We start from the raw sequence: 18,040 nt of genomic DNA on the forward strand, positions 1-18,040 counted from the left end.
TCAATGGCGGGGCGCGTCGAGCGCCCGCAGCCAGGCGAGCCCCTCGGCCAGCCAGCGCGCCTTGACCTCGTGGCCGCCGGGATGGCTGCAGAAGGCCAGCGCGCCGCCGGCGGCGCAGCCGCGCCAGGTCGAACAGTTCTGGCCGTGCTCTTCGCTTTGCGCGGGCACGGCGGCGCAATGGTCGGTACGAATCAGGGCGGCCAGGCTCGCCCTGACATCACCTTGCTTGGCGCCGGCGCCGACCCGGCGGCCGGCCATCGGCACCGTCCCATCCCATCGGCCATGGACATGGCGCAGCCGGACCGGGCCGCCGGGACAGGGCCCCTCCGGCACCGGCTCCCAGAAGGCGCCGGCGACCGGCAGGAAGCCGGTGAACCGGCCGGGGCGATAGCAGGCGAGGTTCCAGGTGATGAAGCCGCCGGCCGAGAAACCGCCGGCGACCACCATGCGCGCGTCCACGGGATAGCGGGCCATGACGTCGTCGAGCACCGCGGTGACGAAGGCCAGATCGTCGCGGGGGGCGGGTGCACCGGGGCGGACATACCAGCGCCGGTCAAGACCCGCGGGCAGCACCAGCAAAAGGTCCTGGCTGTCGGCCAGCGAACCGATGTCGGAATTGGCGAGCACGCCGGCGGGCGTGTCGGCGAAGCCGTGGAAGAACATCAGCAGGGGCAGCGGCCTCCGGCCGTCCCAATGGGCCGGCAGCCGCAGCACGTAGTCGCCGGTCGCGACATGGCACGGCGCCTCCACCGGGCAATCGCCGGCAGCGGCAACATCCGCGCCGGCAAGGCTCATTGCCAGCGCCGCGATGGGGACGAGACGCATGCGCGGCTCCCGGGATCGGCACCGCCCAGTCTAGAGACGCCTGCCTCTCGGGATAGACGGTGCCTCGTCACACTTCCTTGAAGCCGTAGTCGGGGATGCCCTGCTCGTTGCCGTAATATTTATAGGGCAGGAATTTGCCCGACATGGCGATCTTGACCCGGTCGCCTTTCGGATTGGCCTCGCGCTCGATTTCGATATTGAAGTCGATCGCCGACATGATGCCGTCTCCGAATTCCTCCTCGATCAGGGCCTTCCAGGCGGGTCCATTGACCATGACCATCTCGTAGAAGCGGTAGATCAGCGGGTCGGTCGGCGGCATCGCCGTGCCGCGATAGGGCACCTCGTTGAGCATCTTCTCCTCGTTGGCGGTGAGGCCGAACAGGGCGGCCGCCTTGGCGGCCAGCGGCTTCACCAGTTTCATCTGGCCGAGCAACGCGCCGACGATCAGCACCGGCGAGATGCCGCCGATCTCCTCGGTGATGTATTTCCAGGTCCAGTCCTTCTCGCGCTTGATGTCGAGAATCTTCTCGGTGAGCTCTTCGCGGATCATGTCCGTCTCCAAAACCATCTGTCGGGGAACGCAGCGCTGAAGAGCCATCAAGCGGCGTGCCAGTCGCACCGCGCCGCAGATGCGCAAAAGGTGGCCTTGAGTGAGAGCTCTGGTGGCGGCCATGCTGGCTCTTCTGCTCATCAAACAGGCAGTGAACGTTGGACGCTGGCGCCGCCGGGAGAGAGCCTCCCGGCCTGCCGGCAAGGCATGGAGACAGCTTGTGGAACGCGTGCGGATCTCTGGTGTGGGCCTTGCTTATTCCGGCGCGGAAGACGTGGCCGGGTTGATGATGCCTCGTGTGGTCGTCGCTCGCCAAACAGTGGAAGGAACAGCGGCATGAGCCGGATCATCACAGTCGGGGCCGCCCAGATGGGCGCCATCCAGCGTGCCGACAACCGCGCCGCGGTGGTCAGGCGCATGCTCGAGCTGATGCGCGAAGCTGCCTCGCATCGCTGCGACCTCATCGTTTATCCCGAGCTGACGCTGACCACCTTCTTCCCGCGCTGGTGGATGGAGAGCCAGGACGAGATCGATTTTTTCTTCGAGCGCGAAATGCCGTCGAACGAAACCGCGCCGCTGTTCAACGAGGCGGCCAGGCTCGGCATCGGCTTTTCCTTCGGTTATGCCGAGCTCACGCCCGAGGGGCGGCATTTCAACACCGCGCTGCTGGTCGATAAGACCGGCCGGCAGGTCGGCAAATACCGCAAGATCCACTTGCCCGGCCATGCCGGACACGAGCCCTGGCGCGCCTTCCAGCATCTTGAAAAGCGCTATTTCGAGGTCGGCGACCGGTCCTGGGGCGTGTGGAACGCGCTCGGCGGCCATATGGGCATGATGATCTGCAACGATCGCCGCTGGCCCGAGAGCTACCGGATGATGGGCCTGCAATCGGTCGAGATGATCCTGCTCGGCTACAACACGCCCCGGCACAATCCGCCGGCGCCCGACCATGACCGGCTGAGCGAGTTCCACAACCAGCTGGTCATGCAGGCCGGTGCCTATCAGAACGGCACCTGGGTCGTCGGCGTCGCCAAATGCGGCGTCGAGGAAGGCTGCGAGATGATCGGCGCCTCGTCGATCGTGGCGCCGACCGGCGAGATCGTCGGTCAGGCCTTGACTCAGGAAGACGAGCTGATCGTGGCGCGCTGCGATCTCGACCTGACGAAGAGCTACAAGGCGACGATCTTCAATTTCGACATGCACCGCCAGCCTGAGCAGTACGGACGGATCGTCCAGCAGCGCGGTGCGGTGCCGCCGGAGGGGCGTGGGGAGGGGTGAGGCGGAGGGCCAATGTGGTTGAGGGAGATACCCTCGTTTCGCACAACGTCTGGCGATCTCATTGCTCGGCGATGGCAGGTCACTAAGCGCGGATGCTGTGCACTCGAACCTCTACGTCATCCCCGGCCGAGCGAAGCGAGGGGAAGGGGATCCAGGGGTTGCAGGGCTTAAACGTCGAAGCTGCGGAGTCTGCTCTAAACTTGTGTTGAAGGCGGAGCCCGCCGGCCCTGGATCCCCTTCCCCTCGCTTCGCTCGGCCGGGGATGACGTAGAGACCCTGCCGGCAGGCGATGGGCTCGGCCCAAATGCCACACCACACCGTGGAGCCTCGCCCCAACGCGCTATTCCGCGGCCTCCTGGTTCGCCGTCTCCCAGCCGAGCAGCTTGCCCGGGTTCATCAGGCCGTGGGGGTCAGCCAGCCGCTTGAACTCGGGCTGCGGCGCCTTGATCTGTTTCCAGCCGGCATTGTTCAGCACATAGGTGTGCGGGTTGGACACCTGGATGCCGGCTTCCGTCGCTTGGGCCATGATCTGCTCGAGCCGTTCGCGCGTGGTGTATTTGACCAGCGGCAGGCTGGAGGGCACCACCTGGCCGTGGCGGCGCTGGAATTCGAGGTGCAGGTAGACGTCGTCGTGGAATTGCTTCTCGGCCCAGGCGACGAGTTTCAGGCTGTCGGGTGGCGGGTAGCGCAGCTGCAGATAGGTGATGGACGGATCCATCTTCATGGCGTGCAGCGTCGTGTGGTTCCAGGTGTATTCGTAGAGAGGGCCTGGGCCGCCGCGCTCCTTGTGGGTGCCGAAGGCGACCGCCTTGGCCTCGTCGGCGCCGCGCCGGAAGGTGACCTTGCCGGCATGGTCGGCGATCAGGAGATCGAGGGTATCGGCCTGCGGCTCGGAAATCATCAGCACCGCGAAGGCGCGGTCCTTGTCGAGATAGGGCGCGAGCCGGCGCAAATAGGGCCCGATGCGCGGATCGTGGATCGAGACGAGCTTCTTGGCGAGGCCGTCGCATTCGGTGAAGGCCTCGCCGAAGCGGGCGGCGGCGGTGAAGCTGTCGAAGGTCACGATGCGTTCGGCCCAGTCATGGGCGGGCGCGGTCGGCACCTCGACTTCGGTGATGATGCCGTTCACGCCATAGGCGTGCATCACCTTCAGGATGTCCTTGCCGCGCAACTCGATCAGCCTGGGCTCGGCCTCCACCGTCATCACCTCCAGCGCGGTGACCGCGCCGAGATTGTCGATCTGGCCCCAGGTGCAGGAGCCGGCGCCGGCCGCCCCGCCGGCGACGAAGCCGCCAATGGTCGCCTGGGCCCGGGTCGAGGGATGGAAGCGCAGCTCCTGGCCGTGCGGGTCGAGCGCCTTGTCGATGTCGAGCAGGTTGGCGCCGGCCTCGAAACGGGCTGCCCCCTTGCGCGCGAAAATCATGCGGTCGAACTTGCGCATGTCGACGATCAGGCCGCCGGCCAGCGGCACGGCCTGGCCGTAATTGCCGGTGCCGCCGCCGCGAATGGTCAAGGGCACGCGGTGGCGGGCGCAGGCCGAAGCGATCCGGGCGAGTTCGTCCTTGCTGCGCGGCACGGCGACCAGGTCGGCGTGCTTGCCGTCGAGTTCGGCCTTCAGGATCGGCGAGAACCAGAAGAAGTCGCGGCTGGCCATGCGAATGGAGGCGGGATCGTCGGCAAGCGTGAGGCCGGCGAGATCGGCGCGCAGGCGGTCGAGAGCGGGCGAGAGCGCATTCGCGGGTACGGTCATCAGCTGTCCTTGAGCCTGGCTGAACTGGATCGCGGTCAAGATACTCCCGGCGTGCGGGCATTGCACGGCGGTGTGAATCAAACCGGCCACACGCTCAAGGCTATGGCAAAATGCCGATAACTTGTGCATGGCTGGTCAGTGAAGCCATACAAAAGCCAGGGATAAAGCGGCACGCGCGTTGCTCGTTGCGCGCTATCGAATTAGTCCTGCAAGGACAAAACCGAAGAGGTCGCCATGTCTCACGTTCGTCTGACGCGCCGCACAGCCCTCAAGCTCGGCGCGGGTGTCTCCGCAGCCTATCTGATGACGTCGGGCCAGGTGACGGCGCAGGGCCTCGACAAGGTGTCCTACCAGACGAACTGGCGCGCTCAGGCCGAACATGGCGGCTTCTACCTGGCGCTGACCAGCGGCATCTATCGCAAATACGGCATCGACGCCGATATCCGCATGGGCGGACCGCAGCAGAACCCGTCGCAATTGCTGCTCGGCGGCCGCGTCGACATGATCATGTCGAACTCCTTCGAGGCGATCCGTTATGTCCAGGAGGGCCTGCCCTTCCTGTGCATCGGCTCGATCTTCCAGAAGGACCCGCAGGTGATCATCTGCCACCCGGGGGTCGGCAATGACAGTTTCGAGGCGCTCAAGGGCAAGACCATCCTGGTCGCCGCCGGCGGCCGCTCGTCCTACTGGCCCTACCTCAAGGCCCGCTTCGGCTTCGTTGACGAGCAGGTCCGGCCCTATACCTTCAACATGGCGCCGTTCCTGGCCGACAAGAACATTTGCCAGCAGGGCTTCCTGTCGTCCGAGCCTTTCGCGATCCAGCAGCAGGGCGGCGTCACTCCGCTCGCCCATCTGATCGCCGATGCCGGCTTCGCCAATTACAACACCACCTTCAACATCTCGCGGAAGATGGTCGCCGAGCGTGCCGACGTGGTGCAGCGCTTCGTCACCGCCTCGCTCGAAGGCTGGGCCGAATATATGAAGGGTGGACCGGGCGTGGAGGCCGCGAACGCCGCGATCCTGCGCGACAATCCGGACATGGACATCGCCAAGATCAACTATGCGGTGAAGGTGATGACCGAGCGCGGCATCATCCTGTCGGGCGACGCCCTGACGCTCGGCATCGGCGCCATGACCGATGCCCGCTGGGAGACCTTCTATACCCAGATGCGCGACGCCGGCGTATTCCCGCCCGGCATCGACTACAAGAAGGCCTATGATCTGAGGTTCATCAACAAGGGTGTGGGCAAGGCCTGACGTGTCGGTTGTGATATCCCCGAAAAGTGCCGCGAGCGACGCGAGGCCGCTCGTCTCGATCCAGCACGTGTCGAAGCAGTTCGCCAACGGCACCATTGCCGTGCGCGACGTCAATCTCGACTTGGCGGCCGGCGAATTCGTCAGCCTGCTCGGACCGTCCGGCTGCGGCAAGTCGACATTGCTCAGGATGATGGCTGGCCTCGGCGATCCGAGCGTCGGCACCATCGACTGGCCGGCGGCGGCGGAGGCCAGTGGCGACCACGAGCTCGGCTTCGTGTTCCAGGACCCGACCCTGATGCCCTGGGCAACCGCGCTCGGCAATGTCGTGCTGCCGATGAAGCTGAAGGGGGTGTCGCCAGGCGAGGCGGAGGCGCGCGGCGCGGCCATGCTGGGGCTGGTCGGCCTGAAGGGCTTCGAGCGCAGCTATCCACGCGAACTCTCCGGCGGCATGAAGATGCGCGTGTCGATCGCCCGCGCGCTGGTCACCCAGCCGAAGATTCTCCTGATGGACGAGCCCTTCGCGGCGCTCGACGAAATCACCCGTCACAAACTCAATGACGACCTGCTCGGTCTCTGGGAGACCAATCGCTTCTCCGCCGTCTTCGTCACCCATTCGGTGTTCGAGAGCGTCTACCTGTCGCAGCGCATCGTGGTGATGGCGGCAAGGCCCGGCCGCGTCATGGCCGATCTCCGGGTGGAAGCGCCTTATCCCCGCGACGAATTGTTCCGCACCTCGGCCGACTACGCCCATTGGTGCCGGATCGCCTCCGAAAAGCTCAAGGAGGCCATTTCAGCATGAGCGAGGCCACCCTCAAGACGCCGGTCGTCGCCCAGACAGCCGTCGCCCACCCCGCCGTCGCCCATGACGGCACCGACGCTGAAGCCCGGCCGATCTATCGCGAGGACCGCAAGGTCCTGGGCATTTCGACCGAGACCTGGCCGGGCATCATCGCGCCGCTGGTGATCGGCATCCTGGCGCTCGGCGCCTGGGAGGCGGTGGTCCGCATTCGCGAGATCCCGGCTTTCATCCTGCCCGGGCCGCTGCTGATCGCGCGGACCCTGGTCGAGGATTGGGCGTCGCTGTCGGCTTCGCTGTGGGTCACGTTGAAGATCACCGCCGCCGCGCTGGTCGCCGCGGTGATCCTGGGCGTCGGCCTCGCGGTCCTCTTCACCCAGTCGAAATGGCTGGAGAAGTCGCTGTTCCCTTACGCGGTGATCCTGCAGGTGACGCCGGTCGTGTCGATCGCGCCGCTGATCATCATCTGGGTCGGCGACATCAACCTGTCACTGCTGATTTGCGCGTGGCTGGTCGCCTTCTTTCCGATCCTGTCGAACACGATCCTCGGGTTGAATTCGGCCGACCACAACCTGATCAACCTGTTCCAGCTCTACGGCGCCTCGCGCTGGCAGACGCTGCGCTATCTGAGGCTGCCGGCGGCGCTGCCCTATTTCCTCGGCGGCCTGAAGATCTCGGGCGGCCTCGCCCTGATCGGCGCGGTCGTCGCCGAATTCGTCGCCGGCTCGGGCGGTTCGTCCTCGGGGCTCGCCTATCGCATCCTGGAGGCCGGCTATCAGCTCAAGATCCCCCGCATGTTCGCGGCCCTGATCATGATCTCGCTGACCGGCATCGCGATCTTCCTGGCGACCAGCTGGCTGTCGCACGTGCTGCTGCGGCGCTGGCACGAAAGCGCGCTGAAGCGCGAGAACTGAGGGAGAGGGGGTTCAACCCGAGCCCTTCAGAGGCCGACCTCGCGGCTTTCTCGTCTTGGCCGGGCTTGTCCCGGCCATCCACGTCTTCCGGCCGTTTTTCGCGCAGACCGGCGTTCTTTGTGTCAGCGGCCAGTACAAGTCGGAGCTGAGATAATTCGTGGATGGCCGGGACAAGCCCGGCCAGGACGAAGGGCGCGGCCTACCGCACCGGTACGAAGCTCTTCATCTTGCCGGGGTTCAACAGGCCCATCGGATCGACATCGGCCTTGAAGCCGAGCTGGTCGGCGTCGGCGCGCTTGTGGCGCGAGCCGTCCTCCAGGCTGACGACATGCGGATTGGCGACGAGCACGCCGTGCTCCTCATGCAGCGCGATGATCTCGTTCAGCCGTTCGGGCGTGGTGTAGCGGACGATCGGCAGCGCGCTGCAGGTGATATTGCCGGCGAAGCGGATGAATTCGAGATGGGGCAGGACCTCGCCCTCGAACATCGTCGTCATCCTGCGCACACTCTCTTCCAGCCGGTCGAACGGATAGAGCAGCTGCAGATAGGTGATGGAGCGGTCGGTCTTCAGCCATTGCAGCGTCGTGTGGTTCCACGAATATTCGTAGAGCGGCACCTGGCCGGGGCCCTCTTCCGACGGCGCTTCGTGGGTCACCGTGCCGCGGCCGGCCAGGATCGCCTTGAAACTGTCGAGGAAGGGCTCGGCGATCATGCAGAGCAAAATGCTCTTGCCTTCGGGGCAGGCGCTCTTCAGCGCGCCGAAATAGGAGGGAATGGGCGCGGCGATCGGCGTGATCAGCTTCTTCACCACGCCGTCGGCCATGGCGACCGCGCGGCCCGCCTCGAAAGCCTCCCAGAACGTGTCGAAGGCGACGATGACGTCGACCCAGGGCCAGGCCGGTGCCAGCGGCATTTCCAGCTCGGTGATGATGCCGGTCGTGCCATAGGCGCGGTTGACCTTCTGGGCCGCGTCATCACGGAGTTCCAGGACGCGCGGCTGCTCCTCCACCGTGATGATGCGGGCCGCCAGGATATTGCCGGGTTCGCGCAAGCCGCCATAGGCGACCGAGCCGATGCCGCCCGAGCCGCCGGCAACGAAGCCGCCGACGGTGGCGGTGCGCTTGGTGGACGGATGCATGCGCAGCTCGAAGCCGTGCTCGCGGGTCGCCTTGTCGAGGCTCAACAGGTTCATGCCGGCCTGGACACGAACGACGCCGGGCTTCTGCCAGATCACCTGGTCGAGCGCCGTCATGTCGAGCAGCACGCCGCCGGCGAGCGGCATGGCCTGACCGTAATTGCCGGTGCCGCCGGCGCGGACCGTCAGCGGGATCCGCAGCCGCGCGCAGGCGGCCGCAGCCGCGATGACATCGGCCTCGTTGCGCGGCTTGACGATGATGTCGGCCGCTACCGATTTCAGCTCCTCGGCGAGGATGGGTGAATACCAGAAGAAATCGCGCGAGCGGCGACGCACGATCACCGGCTCGGTGACGACGGGGACATCGCCGAGCGCCGCGATCAGGCCGGCGATGTCATAGGTCTGCTTCTGGCCGCGGGCGGGATCTTGAGGGGGCTGATGAATGGTCATGCTGCTGGTTGCCGCGTTTTGAGGCGTCATGCAAGGCCCCTTGAGGCCGTCACGAAACGCTTTCGTTCAGGGCTTCACGGCGGAAAGCAGAACAGAATCCCGGACTGCGGGCCGCCGCCAGCGGATGCCAAACGTCGCTTTTTTTATCATTTTGCCGGGAAAACAGGCAGCCAGTGGTATCTCCGTATGGGTTTGTTAACCATTGGAAGGCCGTTCTCAGTAACCGCATAAGAAAATTCATCTCCGGGGGAATGCCGGTGCAGATCAAGACCCGTCTCTTCGCAGTCATTGGCAGTCTCGCGGCCGCCGCCCTGATCATCGGCGGCGTCGCGGTCTATGGCTTCCAGCGTTATCAGGGGGCGGTGGGGAGTATCGAGCAGAATGCGCGGATAACGCAACTGGCCGAGCGGGCGAACGCCCTGATTTTTGCTGTCGTCATGGAATCGCGCGGCATTTACATGTCGTCGGACAAGGATGTGCTCGAGCGCTTCGCCAAGGCACAGGACCAGCAGCTCGCGCGGTTCAGCGCCACCATTGCCGAATGGGCCGCCCTGTTGCCGGTGTCGGAGGAGGCCAGCAGGCGCCGCTTGCTGGAACAGGCGGATGTCTTCGTGCGGTTGCGCAACGACCTGGCCAATGCCGGCCGGACGCAGGGCAATGGCGCGGCGCGCGTGATCGGCGACAATGACGCCAACCGCACCACGCGGCAGCGGCTCAACACCGAGATGGCGGCCCTCGCCGAGGCCAACAGCCAGCGCGTGGCCGTGCTGTCGAGCGAGATCGAAGCCGCCAAGCGCAGCCTCACCTGGCTGATCATCGTCACCATCGGCCTGGCTATGTTGGCCGGCCTGGTCGCGTTGTGGACCGTGCTGCGCGGCGTCACCCGGCCGCTGTCGCGCCTGACCGCTTCGGTCAGCGCCGTGGCCGAGGGGCGGACCGATGCCGCGGTGAGCGATACCGAGCGGCGGGATGAGATCGGCGCGCTGGCGCGTTCGGTGCTGGTATTCCGCGACAATGCCATGGAGGTCGCGCGGCTGAAGGCGGCGGATGCCGCGCATGCCGAGGCGAACCGGGCCGAACGGGCGCGGGACATGGCGGTTCTCGCCGACGAATTCGCCGCGACGGTCCAGTCGGTGGTCGCCACGGTCGCCGGCTCGGCCGAAGAGATCGTCGGCAATGCAGCGCGGGTCGGCGTCGTCGCCCGCAATGTTTCGGACCTCGGACAGGCGCTTGCCGCAACCTCGGCCGGGACCGCCGGCAGCGTCGAGAGCGCCGCCGGATCGGCGCAGGAACTGGCGTCCTCGATCGGCGAGATTTCGAGCCGTACCGCCCAGGCCCAGCAGATCGCCGCTTCCGCCGTCGACCAGGCGACCCATACCGGCGAGATCGTCGGCACGCTGGCGGTTTCGACCCAGAAGATCGGCGACGTCGTCAATCTGATCAACGCGATCGCCGCTCAGACCAATCTCCTGGCGCTCAACGCGACGATCGAGGCCGCCCGCGCCGGCGAGGCCGGCAAGGGCTTCGCGGTGGTGGCCTCGGAGGTGAAGAGCCTGGCCTCGCAGACCTCCAAGGCGACCGAGGAGATCGCGAGCCAGATCGGCGCGGTTCAGTCGGTGACCGCCGAGGCGGTGGCGGCGATCGAGGCGATCAACAAGACGATCGGCGAGATCAGCTCGGTGTCGTCGTCGATCATGGCGGCGGTCGAGGAACAGTCGGCCGTCACCCACGGCATTGCCGGCGCGGTGGCCGATGCCGCCGAGGGCACGCGGACGGTGGAGACCGATATCGGCCGGGTCACCCGCGCGGCCGACGAGACCCGGGAGGCGGCGGGCGCGATGACCAATGCCGCGTCGAGGCTGAAGGATGGCTCGCATCAGCTCGACGGGGCGGTGTCCGGGTTCCTGGCACGGATCCGGGCGGCCTGACCGCCCGGCCGCGGCTCAGGCGGTCGCGAGCTTCTTGAACTTGTTCGAGCGCTTCGGGTGCCACCACTTGCCGCCGATGACGGTGCCCTCGGAGACGATCTTCTTGTCGGCGATCAGATGTTCGCCGACCACGTCGACATAGTCGAAGCGACCTTCCTTGATGGTCAGGATGGTGGCGTCGCCCACCGAGCCGGGCTTGAGGCTGCCGAGCTCGGGGCGCTTCAGCGCCATGGCGGCATTGACCGTGGAGGCCGCGATCACCCGGTCGAGCGGCATGCCCATGACCAGGAACTTCGACAAGGTGGTGACCTGGTCGAAAGCCGGGCCCTCGATGCACAGCGAGTGGACGTCGGAGGAGATGACGTCCGGCTCGAAGCCGCCGGCCAGCATGTTGCGCGTGGTCTTGAACGAGAACGAGCCCTTGCCGTGGCCGATGTCGAAGATGACGCCCTTCTTGCGCGCCGCGATGACCTCCGGCTTGATCGCGCCCTGCGCCGTGCAGGGCGCATTGGGGAAAGGCCGGAAGGCATGGGTCAGCACGTCGCCGGGGCGCAGGCGGCCGATGACATGCTCATAGGACGGCGGGGGATGGTCGATGTGGCACATCAGGGGCATGCCGACCTCGTTGGCGACCTGCAGCGCCAGGTCGAGCGCGCTTTCGCCATTGGTGCCCGAGGCATGAAGGCCGACGCGCACCTTGATGCCGACGATCAGGTCGCGATTCCTGTCGGCGACCTCGACGCAGTCGATCGGGTTCATGTGCATGATCTCGCGGCTCTCGCCGACCATGACCCGCTTGTCGAAGCCGTAGATGCCGGCGTGGCTGACATGCAGATAGGCCAGGATGCGCACCTGGCTCTTCTCGATCACATGCTTGCGGAAGCCCATCCAGTTGCCGGGACCGGCCGAGCCGGTGTCGATCGCGGTGGTGACGCCCGAGGTCCGGCAGAAATCCTCGGCATCGATGCCGAGCGAAGTGCCGCCCCAATAGACATGGGTGTGCAGGTCGATCAGCCCGGGCGTGACGATATAACCGGAGACATCGCGGATTTCGGTGCCCGATCCAGGCTTCAGATCCTTGGCGACGGCGGCCACCTTGCCGCCGGCAAAGCCGACGTCGCGCACGCCGTCGAGCTTCTGCGAGGGATCGATCACGCGGCCACCGCGCAGGATCAGGTCGAAATTCATCAAGGCACTCCCGCTCTCTGGAACTTTGCTGCCGGCGCGAACCATGCGAAGGCATGGGCCCGGGCCGGCGATTGCGCAGGAGATTGCGCGCGGTCGACCGCCTTGCGCAACCGCCAACACCGTTCGTTTCTGGAGACCTCCCATGCCGTCACGCCACTGGGGTGACCTGAAGACCACCGATTTCGATCGCCTGGATCCGGCTCGCACGGTCGCGATCCTGCCGCTTGCCGCCACCGAACAGCACGGCCCGCATTTGCCCGTCTCGACCGATACCAGCATCATGAAGGGCATGATCGAGACGGCGTTCCCGCTTGTCGGCGCCGACGTCACCGCGCTGTTCCTGCCGATCGAGGCGGTGGCCAAGTCGAACGAGCATATTCATTCCAAGGGCACGCTGACCTTGTCGGCGGAAAGCGTGCTGCGCTCCTGGATCGAGATCGGCGAGAGCGTCAAGCGCGCCGGCATCGACAAGATCCTGCTGATGACCTCCCATGGCGGCAATCTCGATCCGATGAAGGTGGTGGCGCGCGAGCTGCGCATCCGCTGCGGTCAGCTCGCCGTGGTGTCGAGCTGGACCGCCTTCGGCCGGCCCAAGGGGCTGTTCGGCGAGCTCGACGTCAATCACGGCATTCATGGCGGCGACGTCGAGACCTCGCTGATGCTGCATTTCCGGCCGGACCTGGTCGACCTGAGCCAGGCGAAGCTGTTCGAGCCGATCATGGTCGGCATGGAGAAGGAATTCACCTATCTGCGACCGACGGTGAGCCACGCCTTCGGTTGGATCGCCCAGGACATTCATCCCGACGGCACGGCGGGTGACGCCTCGCTGGCGACGGCCGAGAAGGGGCGCCAGACCGCCGAGTTCCAGGCCGGCAACTTCGTCAAGCTGATCGACGACATGGCGCGTTTCGATATCGGCCGGCTGTGGAAGCCGAAGGCCTGAGGCGGCATCGCGGCGGTTGACCCGCCGCGCCGATCCCCCGATCATCGGGCTCGCATCGACGGCCGAGGGGGTGGTGGGCATGCATACGGTGATGGTGGTCGCGGGCGGCCTCTTGGCGCTCGCGGTGTTCGTGCTCGTCGCCCGATTTTTTGGCGGCGACGCCAGCGGGGCGATCGGCACCGCGGTCAAGATCTTCCTGCCGGTCTGGCTGGTCTGCGCGCTGGTGAACATGTGGATCGGCGTGTCGCGCGCCGGCTATTCGGTCGCCGACGAAGCGCCGATCCTCGCCCTGGTCTTCGGCTTGCCGGCGCTGGCCGGCTTGTTCATCTGGTGGAAATTTTCTTGAAGCGAGGCGGTTCGCGGGGGGCGATCCGCCTCGCCGAGACGGCTCAAGCGCGCGGGTGAATGATGGTTTCACTGTTCAGGCATGCCGGCTTCCTGCGCGACAAGATGTCTGAGCAGAGGGGGCGGGTGACATCGGTCGAACTGTTCTTCGATCTCGTCTTCGTCTTCGCCATTACCCAGCTTTCGCACGCCCTGCTGCACAAGCTGTCCATGGCCGGCCTGATCGAAACCACGTTGCTGTTCTTCGCGGTCTGGTGGGTCTGGGTCTACACGACCTGGTCGACCAATTGGCTCGATCCCGACCGCACGCCGGTGCGCGTGGCGCTGTTCGTGCTGATGCTGGCCGGCCTCGTCATGTCGATCTCGATCCCTTCAGCCTTCGGCGCCGGCGGGCTGGCCTTTGCCGCGGCCTATGTCTTCATGCAGGTTGGCCGCACCGCTTTCTGCGTCTGTGCCACCGGTCTGGCGAGCGAAAGCAATCGTCGCAATTTTCAGCGCATCCTGTCCTGGCTGGTGCTGTCCGGCGTGTTCTGGATCGCCGGCGGCCTGGCCGAGGGCAATGCGCGGCTGGCGCTCTGGGCCATCGCCATCGGCCTCGAATATCTCGGGCCCTGGGCCGGCTTCTGGGTGCCGAAACTCGATCGTTCGTCGACCGCCGACTGGGACGTCGACGGCCACCACATGGCCGAGCGCTGCAGCCTGTTCGTGCTGATCGCGCTCGGCGAATCGCTGATCATCACCGGCTCGACCTTCGAGAAATCGGCCGTCAGCGTGACGACGGTCGCGGCACTCATCTCGGCATTCGTCGGCACCGCCGCCATGTGGTGGATCTATTTCGCCATTGGCGCCGAGCGCGGCACCCATCACATCGCGCATGCCGCCGATCCGGGGCGGGTGGCGCGCATCGGCTATACCTATCTGCACATCGTCATCGTCGCCGGCGTCATCGTCGCGGCGGTGGCCGACGAACTGGTGCTGGCCCATCCCGGAGGCCATGTGGAAGTGCCGGCGCTGCTCGCCATCGTCGGTGCGCCGGCGCTGTTCCTCCTGGGCAATGGCTGGTTCAAATGGCTGAGCGCGCCGAATTTCCCGCTGTCCCATCTGGCCGGGCTGGTCTTACTGGCACTGGTCGGCGCCGCCGAGTTGCAGTTCCACCTGTTCACGCCGCTCGCCCTGTCGCTGGTGACGACAGGGGTGCTGGTGCTGGCGGCGATCTGGGAATGGCTGTCGCTGACGGCGCGCGAGGCCGAGCCGCACCGGGCCTGACCGGCGCCGGCGTGGGCCGGTTCAGGCCGCGACCGGCTTGACGTCGACGGCAACCGCGATCTCATGATCGCCCGATGTCACCAGGACGCCGCCATTGGGCGCGACATCGGCGAAGTCGCGGCCGATCGCCAGCACGATATGGTCGCGGTCGACGATCAGGCCATTGGTCGGATCGAGGCCCCACCAGCCGAGTTCGGGCCCGCACCAGACCGATACCCAGGCATGGGTCGCGTCGGCCCCCTCGAGGCGCGGCTGGCCGGGGGGCGGGTTGGTGCGCAGGTAGCCGCTGACATAGGCGGCCGGCAGCCCCAGGCCGCGCAGACCCGAGATCATGATATGGGCGAAGTCCTGGCAGACGCCGCGGCGCATGGCGAATGCTGCTGCCGCCGGCGTGTCGTTCTCGGTCGCCTCGGTGTCATAGATGAAGTCGGCGTGGATGCGCGTCGCAAGATCGAAAGCGGCGTCCAGGATCGGCCGGCCGGGCGGAAAGCTCGCGGTCGCATAGGCACGGATCGTCGGATCGCGCGGTACATGGCGGCTGGCGAACAGGGCATGCACGGGCGATGCCGGCGAGAGATCGGCCGAGGCGAAGGCGGTTTCGCGGACGCGTTCCCAGGGCGGGTCCATGCCGGGTAGCGGCCGGCTGCGCCCGGCAATCGCCACGCGGGCCCGGGTGTCGATCCTGATCTGGCTGTGCGGCGTGTCGAAATTCAGGAAGACCACGTGATTGCCGAAGAAGTCGGTGGTGTCGCGCCGCTGCGTCGGCTTCGGCGCGATCGTCAGATCCCAGGCGATGACGCGCTGCCCCAGGCGGTCGACCGGTATGACGCGCAGCACATGCTGGGCGGCCGCCACCGGCGCGGCATAGGTGTAGTCGGCGACCTGGCGGACTTCATAGATCATCACTGAATCTCGTCCGCGTCCGCGCTCATCGGCCGTTCGGCCTCGCGGTGGGTGAAATATTGGCCGGAAACCTCGTCGGACAGGTCCATCAGGCGCTGTTCGAGTGCCAGGATCTGTTTGGAATCCAGGGTGTGGGCATCGGCCGTCTGCAATTCGACCAGGACACGGGCAATCAGCCTTTCGGCGCTGTTGAGCCGGCCGTCGGAGGAATGCAGCGGCAGGGCCTTGAGGTGCTGGCTGATCCGCTCGACCTGGAAAGCCACCGAGCGGGGATTGTTCGGATCGAGCACGACCAGATCCAGCACCGGCGCGCGCGCGGCGACCATCACATAGCGGCGGCGATAGGTGATCTGGCTGTCGGCGAAGCTCAGCAGCACGTCGAGACCGCCGGCACCGGCCTTGGGGTCGGCGAACTGGCGGGTGGCGCGGCAGGTCGCGAGCGCCCGCTCGACCCGCTTGCCGATGGACAGGAAACGCCAGCCGGCAAGCTGGTTCATGTTCTCCTGCGCCAGGCCGGAAAAGGCGGCGGCAATGCGCAGTCCGGCATCGGCCCGGTCGAAAATATCGGTGTCGGCGGCATTGGCCGAGGTCCGTCCGGCCAGCGCGACCAGGTCGGTGATGGTCAGCCAGGCATCGGGGGAGAAGCGGTCACGAATGACCGAGGCCGCGCCCCTGGCCGATTGGGCCAGCGCGACGAGCCCCCCCGGTGTCTGGCCATGGAGCACCGTGGCGGCGACCGCGGCGGGATCGGTGATGATGTGGTCGCGCGGCAGCGCCTCCCAGGCGCCGAGCAGATCGACGATCCGGCGTACCGCCTCGCCGGCCATCGACTGGCCGGTGCCGGCCTGGTCGCCGAGCGCCCGGACCAGCCTGAGGGTTGCTTCGGCGCGTTCCATGTAGCGGGCGAGCCAGTAGAGATTGTCGGCGGCGCGGCTCGGCAGCGAGGCGGTCGAGCGGCGCAATTCCACCTTGTCCGAGGTCGGCAGCAAGGTCGTTTCGTCGACCGGGCCATCGGCCAGCACGCAGACATCGGCCGAGCGGCCGTCGCGCTGCATGGTCACGGCGCGGGCGTCGATGCGGTCGCCGACCCGGCAGAAGCCGCCGGGCATGACGGTCCAGCGGCCGTCGACCTTGGCGAGAAACAGCCGGAGGATGAACGGCCGCGGCTCCAGGTAGCCATCGCGCCAGACCGGCATGGTGGAGAGCTTGACCACCTCCTGGGCGACGAAATCGGAACCGCGCAGGCGGATCTCCTCGGCGAGCCTCAGCTTGGCCTCGGCCGAGAGATCGCCGGCCAGGACCGGGCCGTCGTCGAGCACGCCCGGGACGGTCTGGCCGAAGGCCGGCGCCACCACGAAGCTGTCGAGATCGGCGATGACCGCGCCGCGTTCGAGCGGCTGGCCGCACCACCATGTGGCGATATGCGGCAATTGCAGGTCGCGGCCGAGCCGGACGCGGGCGATCGGCGGCAGGAAAGCGAGCAGCGAGCGGGCCTCGGCGACGCCGGTGCCGAGCCCATTGGCAAGGGTCACCTTGCCGGCGCGCAGCGCGCCGACCAGGCCGGCGACGCCGAGCCGGGAGCGCGGATTGAGCTCGAGCGGATCGGCGAAGTCGGCGTCGAGCCGGCGCCAGACCATTTCCAGCCGTTTCAGGCCGGACACGGTGCGAATGTAGAGCGTGTCGTCGCGCACCGTCAGGTCGGCGCCCTCGGTCAAAAGGAAACCGAGATAGCGGGCGAGATAGGCATGCTCGAAATAGGTCTCGTTGAGCGGACCGGGCGTGAGCACCGCGACGCGCGATTCGGTGCCGGCGGCCAGCGCGGAGAATTGCGCGCGCATCGCCTGGAAGAAGCCGGCGAGCCGTTCGACCGGCAAGGTGCGATAGATCTCCGGCAGCGAGCGGGCCATGGCGAGCCGGTTCTGCAGCGCGTAGCCGGCGCCCGACGGCGCCTGGGCCCGGTCGCCGAGAACCCACCAGCGGCCGTCGGGGCCACGGCCGACATCGGCGGCATAGAGCCAGAGATGCTCGCCGCCCCGCGGCTTGACCCCGACCATCGGGCGCAGGAAGTCCGGCGAGCCGGCAAAGGCGGCGGCTGGCAGCAGCCCGTCGCGAACCAGGTCGCCCGCGCCGAACAGGTCGGCCAGTGTCGTCTCCAGCAGTTCGGCCCGCTCGGCGAGGCCGGCCGAGAGGCTGCGCCACTCGTCGGGCGCGATGACCAGCGGCACATGGGCGAGCGGCCAGGTGCGCTCGGCGCCGGTCTGGTCGCCATAGACCCGGTAGAACACGCCGCTGTCGCGCAAATAGCGGTCGGCGGTCGAAAAGCGGCGGTCGAGTTCGCGCGGCCCGAGATCGGCGAGGCTCGCCAGCACCGGCTTCCAGTGCTCGCGCGGTTCGCCATGGCCGTCCAGGATCTCGTCATAGATCCCGGGCAGCGGCTGGTAATGGGCCAGAAGCGCCAGGATGCGTTCGGCCCTGGTGTCGGTGGAGCGTGGTCCGCGCAGAGTCATGGTCG

General features: G+C 66.9%; 15 protein-coding genes. 8 read left to right on the top strand and 7 right to left on the bottom strand.

Going from position 1 to position 18,040, the window contains the following annotated elements:
* Together AC07WJ_RS08365 and cynS are read right to left on the bottom strand one after the other, a co-directional pair.
* Complete coding sequence (locus tag AC07WJ_RS08365; protein ID WP_494934102.1) at positions 1-825, bottom strand: CE1 family esterase; 825 nt, start codon at positions 823-825, stop codon at positions 1-3.
* A gap of 67 nt (positions 826-892) precedes the next feature.
* The gene (cynS, locus tag AC07WJ_RS08370) at positions 893-1,375 is read right to left on the bottom strand and encodes a cyanase (protein WP_494934103.1); all 483 of its coding nucleotides are present in this window, start codon (positions 1,373-1,375) and stop codon (positions 893-895) included.
* Positions 1,376-1,711: 336 nt separating this feature from the next.
* Between cynS and AC07WJ_RS08375 the strand changes: the two genes are divergently transcribed.
* On the top strand, positions 1,712-2,653 hold the full coding sequence (locus AC07WJ_RS08375) for an N-carbamoyl-D-amino-acid hydrolase (protein WP_494934104.1): 942 nt from the start codon (positions 1,712-1,714) through the stop codon (positions 2,651-2,653).
* A gap of 340 nt (positions 2,654-2,993) precedes the next feature.
* On the opposite strand, the gene AC07WJ_RS08380 is transcribed toward AC07WJ_RS08375, so the two are convergent.
* A complete protein-coding gene (locus tag AC07WJ_RS08380) occupies positions 2,994-4,403 on the bottom strand; it encodes an FAD-binding oxidoreductase (protein WP_494934105.1) in 1,410 nt (469 codons plus the stop codon).
* Between the two features lie 234 nt (positions 4,404-4,637).
* On the opposite strand from AC07WJ_RS08380, the gene AC07WJ_RS08385 reads away from it, so the two are divergent.
* The 3 genes from AC07WJ_RS08385 to AC07WJ_RS08395 are packed head-to-tail and all read left to right on the top strand — an operon-like array spanning position 4,638 to position 7,370.
* Positions 4,638-5,660 carry an ABC transporter substrate-binding protein gene (locus AC07WJ_RS08385; RefSeq protein WP_494934106.1) on the top strand — a complete coding sequence of 341 codons (1,023 nt, stop codon included), beginning with the start codon at positions 4,638-4,640 and terminating at the stop codon, positions 5,658-5,660.
* A 58-nt stretch (positions 5,661-5,718) separates the two neighbouring features.
* Positions 5,719-6,459, top strand: a complete 741-nt coding sequence (locus AC07WJ_RS08390) for an ABC transporter ATP-binding protein (protein ID WP_494934754.1) — start codon at positions 5,719-5,721, stop codon at positions 6,457-6,459.
* On the top strand, positions 6,456-7,370 hold the full coding sequence (locus AC07WJ_RS08395; RefSeq protein WP_494934107.1) for an ABC transporter permease: 915 nt from the start codon (positions 6,456-6,458) through the stop codon (positions 7,368-7,370). Before AC07WJ_RS08390 ends, AC07WJ_RS08395 begins: the two co-directional genes overlap by 4 nt.
* Before the next feature lie 199 nt (positions 7,371-7,569).
* Here AC07WJ_RS08395 and AC07WJ_RS08400 read toward each other — a convergent pair whose 3' ends face one another.
* Positions 7,570-8,985 carry an FAD-binding oxidoreductase gene (locus AC07WJ_RS08400; RefSeq protein ID WP_494934108.1) on the bottom strand — a complete coding sequence of 472 codons (1,416 nt, stop codon included), beginning with the start codon at positions 8,983-8,985 and terminating at the stop codon, positions 7,570-7,572.
* Between the two features lie 227 nt (positions 8,986-9,212).
* Between AC07WJ_RS08400 and AC07WJ_RS08405 the strand changes: the two genes are divergently transcribed.
* Entirely contained in the window at positions 9,213-10,883 is a 1,671-nt protein-coding gene (locus AC07WJ_RS08405) for a methyl-accepting chemotaxis protein (protein WP_494934109.1), read from the top strand.
* 15 nt (positions 10,884-10,898) lie between these two features.
* On the opposite strand, the gene AC07WJ_RS08410 is transcribed toward AC07WJ_RS08405, so the two are convergent.
* The gene (locus AC07WJ_RS08410) at positions 10,899-12,071 is read right to left on the bottom strand and encodes an amidohydrolase/deacetylase family metallohydrolase (protein ID WP_494934110.1); all 1,173 of its coding nucleotides are present in this window, start codon (positions 12,069-12,071) and stop codon (positions 10,899-10,901) included.
* 142 nt (positions 12,072-12,213) lie between these two features.
* On the opposite strand from AC07WJ_RS08410, the gene AC07WJ_RS08415 reads away from it, so the two are divergent.
* The 3 genes from AC07WJ_RS08415 (at position 12,214) to AC07WJ_RS08425 (ending at position 14,625) form a co-directional block, all read left to right on the top strand.
* Positions 12,214-13,014, top strand: coding sequence for a creatininase family protein (locus AC07WJ_RS08415; RefSeq protein WP_494934111.1), 801 nt, complete (start codon positions 12,214-12,216; stop codon positions 13,012-13,014).
* Between the two features lie 79 nt (positions 13,015-13,093).
* Complete coding sequence (locus AC07WJ_RS08420; RefSeq protein ID WP_494934112.1) at positions 13,094-13,360, top strand: hypothetical protein; 267 nt, start codon at positions 13,094-13,096, stop codon at positions 13,358-13,360.
* Between the two features lie 59 nt (positions 13,361-13,419).
* On the top strand, positions 13,420-14,625 hold the full coding sequence (locus AC07WJ_RS08425) for a low temperature requirement protein A (protein ID WP_494934113.1): 1,206 nt from the start codon (positions 13,420-13,422) through the stop codon (positions 14,623-14,625).
* A gap of 21 nt (positions 14,626-14,646) precedes the next feature.
* Here AC07WJ_RS08425 and AC07WJ_RS08430 read toward each other — a convergent pair whose 3' ends face one another.
* Entirely contained in the window at positions 14,647-15,528 is an 882-nt protein-coding gene (locus AC07WJ_RS08430) for a transglutaminase family protein (RefSeq protein WP_494934114.1), read from the bottom strand.
* Positions 15,528-18,035, bottom strand: coding sequence for a circularly permuted type 2 ATP-grasp protein (locus AC07WJ_RS08435; protein ID WP_494934115.1), 2,508 nt, complete (start codon positions 18,033-18,035; stop codon positions 15,528-15,530). The genes AC07WJ_RS08430 and AC07WJ_RS08435 overlap by 1 nt, the downstream gene beginning before the upstream one ends.
* Positions 18,036-18,040: the final 5 nt, after the last annotated feature.

The sequence above is a fragment of the Phreatobacter sp. GW821-FHT04C01 genome, assembly GCF_059420385.1.

Coding starts and splice junctions, on each gene's coding strand:
- AC07WJ_RS08365 (WP_494934102.1), bottom strand. CDS start 825: ATGCGTCTCGTCCCCATCGCGGCGCTGGCAATGAGCCTTGCCGGCGCG.
- cynS (WP_494934103.1), bottom strand. CDS start 1,375: ATGATCCGCGAAGAGCTCACCGAGAAGATTCTCGACATCAAGCGCGAG.
- AC07WJ_RS08375 (WP_494934104.1), top strand. CDS start 1,712: ATGAGCCGGATCATCACAGTCGGGGCCGCCCAGATGGGCGCCATCCAG.
- AC07WJ_RS08380 (WP_494934105.1), bottom strand. CDS start 4,403: ATGACCGTACCCGCGAATGCGCTCTCGCCCGCTCTCGACCGCCTGCGC.
- AC07WJ_RS08385 (WP_494934106.1), top strand. CDS start 4,638: ATGTCTCACGTTCGTCTGACGCGCCGCACAGCCCTCAAGCTCGGCGCG.
- AC07WJ_RS08395 (WP_494934107.1), top strand. CDS start 6,456: ATGAGCGAGGCCACCCTCAAGACGCCGGTCGTCGCCCAGACAGCCGTC.
- AC07WJ_RS08400 (WP_494934108.1), bottom strand. CDS start 8,985: ATGACGCCTCAAAACGCGGCAACCAGCAGCATGACCATTCATCAGCCC.
- AC07WJ_RS08410 (WP_494934110.1), bottom strand. CDS start 12,071: ATGAATTTCGACCTGATCCTGCGCGGTGGCCGCGTGATCGATCCCTCG.
- AC07WJ_RS08415 (WP_494934111.1), top strand. CDS start 12,214: ATGCCGTCACGCCACTGGGGTGACCTGAAGACCACCGATTTCGATCGC.
- AC07WJ_RS08420 (WP_494934112.1), top strand. CDS start 13,094: ATGCATACGGTGATGGTGGTCGCGGGCGGCCTCTTGGCGCTCGCGGTG.
- AC07WJ_RS08425 (WP_494934113.1), top strand. CDS start 13,420: ATGATGGTTTCACTGTTCAGGCATGCCGGCTTCCTGCGCGACAAGATG.
- AC07WJ_RS08430 (WP_494934114.1), bottom strand. CDS start 15,528: ATGATCTATGAAGTCCGCCAGGTCGCCGACTACACCTATGCCGCGCCG.
- AC07WJ_RS08435 (WP_494934115.1), bottom strand. CDS start 18,035: ATGACTCTGCGCGGACCACGCTCCACCGACACCAGGGCCGAACGCATC.